The sequence below is a fragment of the Streptomyces sp. genome, assembly GCF_031178505.1.
GTDB lineage: Bacteria > Actinomycetota > Actinomycetes > Streptomycetales > Streptomycetaceae > Streptomyces > Streptomyces gulbargensis.
In genome coordinates, this window is sequence record NZ_JAPSIW010000511.1 from 1 (window position 1) to 5,248 (window position 5,248).

The 5,248-nt window shown below is 70.0% G+C and carries 6 protein-coding genes; 2 read left to right on the plus strand and 4 right to left on the minus strand.

Annotation, left to right across the window (positions count from 1 at the left end; all coding sequences use genetic code 11):
* Positions 1-371: MFS transporter (locus tag RIF68_RS26540; protein ID WP_375165743.1), on the minus strand; the 371-nt coding region annotated here is incomplete at its 3' end.
* Positions 372-562: 191 nt separating this feature from the next.
* Here RIF68_RS26540 and RIF68_RS26545 point away from each other — a divergent pair.
* A complete protein-coding gene (locus tag RIF68_RS26545; protein WP_309053827.1) occupies positions 563-922 on the plus strand; it encodes a helix-turn-helix transcriptional regulator in 360 nt (119 codons plus the stop codon).
* A 69-nt stretch (positions 923-991) separates the two neighbouring features.
* Here the strand turns inward: RIF68_RS26545 and RIF68_RS26550 are convergent, their stop codons facing one another.
* From RIF68_RS26550 to RIF68_RS26560, 3 genes are read right to left on the minus strand one after another with little or no spacing between them, the layout of a single operon-like run.
* The gene (locus tag RIF68_RS26550) at positions 992-2,194 is read right to left on the minus strand and encodes a cytochrome P450 (RefSeq protein WP_309053828.1); all 1,203 of its coding nucleotides are present in this window, start codon (positions 2,192-2,194) and stop codon (positions 992-994) included.
* Between the two features lie 43 nt (positions 2,195-2,237).
* Complete coding sequence (locus tag RIF68_RS26555; RefSeq protein WP_309053829.1) at positions 2,238-2,930, minus strand: HAD-IA family hydrolase; 693 nt, start codon at positions 2,928-2,930, stop codon at positions 2,238-2,240.
* Complete coding sequence (locus tag RIF68_RS26560; RefSeq protein ID WP_309053830.1) at positions 2,927-3,916, minus strand: ScbA/BarX family gamma-butyrolactone biosynthesis protein; 990 nt, start codon at positions 3,914-3,916, stop codon at positions 2,927-2,929. Before RIF68_RS26560 ends, RIF68_RS26555 begins: the two co-directional genes overlap by 4 nt.
* A gap of 700 nt (positions 3,917-4,616) precedes the next feature.
* On the opposite strand from RIF68_RS26560, the gene RIF68_RS26565 reads away from it, so the two are divergent.
* Positions 4,617-5,012 (plus strand): helix-turn-helix transcriptional regulator, encoded by a 396-nt coding sequence (locus tag RIF68_RS26565; RefSeq protein ID WP_309053831.1) that lies wholly within the window; start codon positions 4,617-4,619, stop codon positions 5,010-5,012.
* Positions 5,013-5,248 lie beyond the last annotated feature (236 nt).

Below are 5,248 nucleotides of genomic sequence, written 5' to 3' on the forward strand. Positions count from 1 at the left end.
TAGACGTTCGGGGCCAGCGCGCACACCAGTGAGGCGATGGCGAAGACGGCGGCGCCCAGCGCGAAGGCGCGGATGCGGCCGATCAGGTCGGCGAGCGTGCCCCACACCAGGGTGAAGCAGGCGAAGGCGACGTTGAACGCGTTGACGACCCACTGGAGGGAGGCCGATCCGGCGCCGGTGTCGGCGCCGATGTCCGGCAGGGCGACGGCCGTGCCGGAGATGGAGGTGGGGACGACGAACACCGCGAGCAGCACGGCGAACAGGGTCAGGCCCGCGCCGCCCGGTGCTGCCGCGCCGGTCCGGGCGTCCGCGGCGGCGGGGGGAGCGGCGGAGTGTGCGGAGGACACGGGATCGGTGGTCGATGAGGCCACGGGGGGCTCCGGATTCGTTGAGCGGACGTCTCTTCGGGGCGCGGGACCGCGGTGGGCACCACGCGGACCGCCACCCCGGAGGTACGGATTCTGTCGTACCTAACGCTGGCACGGGAGCAAGGTCGGACGCAAGTAGTACCTTTGAGGGGATGCGACGACGCAGCAAGCACATCCCTGTGAGGAGCAGCGGCATGCCGGACAGCGAAGGGCACCCCACCCCTGGGGAAATGGACCTCTTCACCGTGCTCAGGGCCTTGTCGGACCCGTTGCGCTATCACGTGATGGCCACCCTGGTACGCCAGTCCGAGGACACCGAGCGGACGTGCACGTCCTTCGGTCTGCCGGTGTCCAAGTCCACCCGCACGCACCACTTCCGCATCCTGCGGGAGGCCGGCCTGATCCGGCAGGTCGACCGGGGGAACAGCCGCAGCGCGCAACTGCGTCGGCAGGACATCGAGGAGCGGTTCCCCGGCCTGCTGAGGCTCATCGCGGACAATCCGTCACCGCCGGGCCCGGCGGACGTCCTTCCGCGGGAGGCGCTCGGCGTGTGAAACGGTCCGTCCGCGCGTGAACGGGCACACGCGCGGACGGAGTTGCGGTGGCCGTCGCCGGCTCGGGCGCTACCAGCGCACGGGCAGCGCCGTGGGGCGGCGCAGGATCACCCCGCTGTCCCACGGCAAGGTCTCCGCGTCGGCCGCCAGGGCGAGGCCCGGCAACTCCGCCGTGAGGACGGTGAGCAGCTCGGTGATCTCCATCCGGGCCAGGGCCGCGCCCATACAGTGGTGCATTCCGTACCCGAACTGCAGGTGCCGCTTGCCTCCGCGGTCCGGGTCGACGACCAGCGGATCGGGGAAGACCTCCGGGTCCCGGTTGGCCTGGAAGGCGTCCGGATACACGACGTCACCCGCTTCGATGACACCTTGCGAGACCTCCACCCGGCGAGTGGCCAGCCTGGGGAAGGCGGAGATGTTCCCCAGCGGGATCAGCCGGATCAGTTCGTCGAGGATCGGGCCGATGTCCTCGGGGCGATCGACCAGCCGCCGCCACAGCACCGGCCGGCACAGCAGCGTGTACACGATCTTGGCGGCGACGGACAGCACATTCTGATCCGCGCCGAGCACCGAGCCGAGCAGGATGCCCACCAGTTCCGCGTCGCTCAGTGGCGGCTGCGCGGTGCCGCGCGCGGCCACGAACCGGTCGATCAGACCGCCGGGCGTCCGCGGACGGGCTCCGGTGACCAGATCCAGCAGGTACCCGTACAGAGCGGTGAAGTCCTGCACCAGCCCGGGCACGTCTTCGTGCGAGGCGATCTGCACGGTGTGCGCGAGCGGACGGTAGAACGGGATGTCCTCGTCGGGTATGCCGAGGAAGCGCCCATTGACCTCGGCGGGCAGCCGGTCGAGGACCGTCGCGTACAGGTCCGGCCGGTCCTCGGCCCGCAGGCGTGCCACCTTGTCCAGCAAGAGTTCCCGTACGACGGGTCTGAGCCGCTCGACCGCGGACGCGCTGTAGTCGGCGTTCACGAACGCCTTCATCCGCGCGTGGTGGGGCGCGTCCAGGTTGAGCAGCAGCTCCTTCGGCATGATCGTCGGCAGGAAGCTGGGTCCGTCCTCGGTGTTCGTGGCGGTGCGGCCGAACGAGGGGTCGGTGAGAATCCGGTGCACGTCCGCGTAGCGGGTGAGGTGGAGGGCGGTGTGCCCGCTGGGCAGGAGGATCTGCGGCACGCCACCGCGGCTGCGCTCGGCGAGCGGGGTGAAAGCGGGGACCGGATCGAGATGGACGATGCCGTCGATGCCGGTCGCCTCGGGAACGAGGGTGGTCATGTGTACTCCAGAAGGTGGTGAAGGATACGGACGAGGCGCTCCGTCAGGGCATCCGGCACAGACGGATACCGGTGACCGCGCTCAGTTCCAGCAGTGCCTGCCGGGTGTCACGGAAGTGGACCGTGGCCCAGCCCGCGGCTTCGGCGGCGGCGCAGTTCTCCGCCAGGTCATCGACGAGCACGCAGTCGTCCGCCGCTACCCTCCCGGTCCGTCCGGCCAGGGCGTAGATCTCCGGCTGCGGCTTGCGCACGCCGTAGTCGCAGGAGTCGACCACGGCGTCGAACGTCAGGGACTCGACGATCTTCTTCCAGTACGGTCCCCACTCCCGCACGTTGTTGGAGAGGATCCCCACCCGGAAGCCCTCCCGGCGCAGCGACCGCGCCGCAGCGGCCATGTGCTCGTTGGCCGTGACCCCGTCGAACCACTGCCGGCCGAAGCGACTCCAGTCCGCCCGGGACTGGTCGACTCTGGGCCACCTGCGGCGCAACGCGGCCGAGAGCAGCGCGGCCCACTCGGCCTCGGGCATCGTGCCGAGCTCGATGGGTTCAAGGACGGGGACTCCCAACTCCCGCCCGACTTCCGCCATCGCGTCCTGCATCTGCTCCGGAGTGATACCGGTCTTCTTCTCGAACGACCGGAACAGTTCGTCCAGCGGCGGGGAGAGCACTCCACCGAAGTCGAACCAGACCATCATGGTGGGGAGGTGGCCGGCCGCGGCCCCGGAAGCCGCCGTCACGCCGACACCAACTCGGTCCCGGCGGCGGGGGCAGCGAAGCAGGCGGCCCGCTCCAGGCCGAACCGCGCCGTGGCGATCGTGTGCTCCTCCTGCACCATGTCCATGGTGACGAGGACGCCGTCGTCACCGACCGCCCCGACCCGCGCCTTGCAGTCGGTCGGCAGTTCGAACTCCCCGACCCGTTGGAACTCCGTGGCCATCGACGTCACGACCAGTCCTCGCGGGGCAAGGCCGTGCACCTCGCTCGCGGCGTAGAGCGCGGTCTGGCGGAACGCCTCGAACATGAGGGCTCCCGATATGTGGTCCAGCGGGTGATCGAAAAGGCCGGGGTGATCCCGGTCGACCACCACGTGCCCGGTCACCTGGTCACCCTCGGTCTCGGCGCCGGCGAGCACGACGTTGTGCGCCGAACCCCGGCCGACCAGGTACGTCGGCAGACGCAACCCGGTGAGATGGGCACGGGGCGTCAGGTCGAGTGACGCCCGCGCCCGTTCCCGCAGGGCTTGCCAGGTCCGCCGCGTCATCCACCGCCACTCCAGGCTCCCGCGCGCGAACTCGACGCCGTCGACTGAGACGGAAGCGCGGAACACCGCCCCGCTGGCCCGACCGCCGCGCTGCTTCACCTGCTCCGGCTGGAAGTCGACCGCGACGTGCGTGGGCCGCGGGCCGATGCGCAGCGGACGCGTGTCCAGCAGGTCCAGCGTGGCCCCGTCGAAGACCATGCTCGACTCCTGTGGCGCGTCGAGGAGGCAGTGCGAGACGAGGATGCCGCACTGCCGCAGCACCTCCATGACCACCAGAGGGTCGTACAGTGCGGGATTGCTGGTGTGATCGTTGTAGTAGCTGTGAGTACGCGGCAGTTGAGCGGCGACCGACAGTCCCTCCCCCTGACGCTGATAGTCAGTCAGAAACACCTCCGCAAGCGCTTCTCTGTGCACGAGAGCGCGCGGAACTGTACTTGAGTAACCGAGCGTCGTGGCTGCCATGACAGCCCCCCCTTTTTCAGTCAGAGCTAGGTACGACGGCGACCATACCTACGCCCGTAGACCGCAGCCAGCGACTTCTCGACGTCCACAAGAATCGATCGTGCGCATCCCTCTCGCACACCATGGCGAAACACCAGGCCAGGGCGCACCTTCACCCTGTGAATACACTGTGAATGTGCAACAGGTCACACAGTGCACACGCACAGTGGTCGTAACCGGTGCCACATCCGGCGTTCACATTCGGCCTCCCGCATGCCGCATTGACCAGCTGAACGACTCCGCGGACGGCCGAACACAGCGCTGCGGGCCCGGCGAGCCGCTGGTCCCAGCCGGTGGAGCGACTACTCCGGTCCACCACGCCACCTGGGGCGACTGCGGTGACGCCTCGACCTCGTCCACCCCGCGCCGCGGGGCCGTCGGCGCCGGCAGGCGGACACCCGCTCGACGTAGACGCCGAGGCCGTCGGCCTCGACTGCGTGAGGGCGGAGTCGCCGTAGGGCAGGTGTGCGACGAGAGCGGGGCGGCGACCGCGCACGGTGTGCCGCGGAGCGAGGTCTTCACGTCGCGTCGGAGAGGGGTCAGGGTCAGGCGCCAGGCGGAGGCACGCCACCCCGCCACGCTCCCGCTCACCGGCGCCGCCTCCCGGAATTTCGTGATCGCGCCCCCGTGCCTCAGTGACCGCTCACGTATCGTGACGCCCATGCAGTCCTACACGATCGGTCAGGCGGCGCGGCTGCTCGGCGTCAGTCCCGACACCGCGCGCCGCTGGGCGGACGCGGGCCGGGTGGCCACGCACCGGGACGAGACCGGGCGGCGGCTCGTCGACGGCCGGGACCTGGCCGCCTTCTCCGTCGAGCTGGCCAAGGCCGGCGGCGCCGAGGAGGACGCCTCGTACACCTCCGCGCGCAACGCCTTCCCCGGCATCGTCACCGCCGTGAAGCTCGGCGACGTCGCCGCGCAGGTGGAGATCCAGGCGGGTCCGCACCGGCTGGTGTCCCTGCTGACCCGCGAGGCCGTGGAGGAGCTGGGCCTGGAGGTCGGCGTGGAGGCGACCGCCCGGGTGAAGTCGACCAACGTCCACATCGACCGGGCGTGAGCGCAGGGCGCTTGCGTCGGCGCATCTGCCAACTCCACAAGGCAATGGAGCACGCTGATGCGAGCTGACAGGGGACTTACGGCTCGCGCCTGCGGCATTATCATCGGGACATCCTGCTGTCGCGACCTGGGAGTGGACCTGTGATGACCCGTACCCGTACCCGATCCCTGCGGACGGCCGGAGCGGGCGTCGTCGCGCTGCTCGTCCTGAGCGCCTGTTCGTCGTCGTCCGACGAC